Here is a 753-nt window from a genome sequence, read left to right as displayed (position 1 = left end):
ATATGGTGCCATAACAGTAATAAATAGTGGCTGTCAGAAACCGGATAGTGACGCAGGCGCAGACTGGACTCTGTGGTTAAATCAAATGGCGTGGCAATCTCAGCGCGAACGGTGTTCAGAAGCGTATTGATATCGTCACAGGGTTGGGATGTGATAACCAGGTTTTCAGGCAATATTTGCTGATAAATCTGGCCGGTGTCATCACTGTGGTAGACCATTTTCATCACTGAATGGCGTTCAGCCAGCCGGTTAATGGCGGTTTCTAATAATGGCAGACAGGCCTCATTATCCAACTGAACCAGATAAGGAATATGATAGGCATCAGAGCCTTGTTCAAACTGTTCAATAAACAGCATCCGCTCCTGGGCAAACGATAATGGGTAGTGCTCCCGGTGCAGGTGGGGGATAACCGTATAGGTCTGTTGTTCCATCTGGGTTATCAGGCCAGCGATAGTTTTCAGTTCAAACAATTGCGCCAGTGAGACCTCGGTTGCCAAAACCCGGCGAATGGCGGCGGTCAGCTTAACCGCGGTCAGGGAGTTGCCCCCGATACGGAAGAAGTTATCCTCAATACCAACCCGTTCCAGCCCTAATATGTCCTGCCAAATAGTACAGAGTTGGGTTTCCAGTGCCGTGCGGGGCGCCACATAACTGTCTCTGTTTACCCAGACAGGCTCTGGTAATGCCCGGCGATCTACTTTGCCATTCAGGGTCAGTGGTACAGACTCAAGGCGGGTAAAACTGGCCGGCACC

Annotated in this window: 1 protein-coding gene; it reads right to left on the bottom strand. The window is 50.5% G+C overall.

Annotated features, from left to right (window positions below):
• A partial coding sequence (locus tag Xind_RS19680; protein WP_246432643.1) for a condensation domain-containing protein occupies positions 1–753 on the bottom strand: 753 nt, incomplete at both ends.

It is taken from the genome of Xenorhabdus indica (genome assembly GCF_014467235.1).
Classification (GTDB): domain Bacteria; phylum Pseudomonadota; class Gammaproteobacteria; order Enterobacterales; family Enterobacteriaceae; genus Xenorhabdus; species Xenorhabdus indica.
The sequence above is the reverse complement of the archived record's forward strand: the minus strand, read 5'-3'. Positions and strand labels throughout refer to the sequence as shown.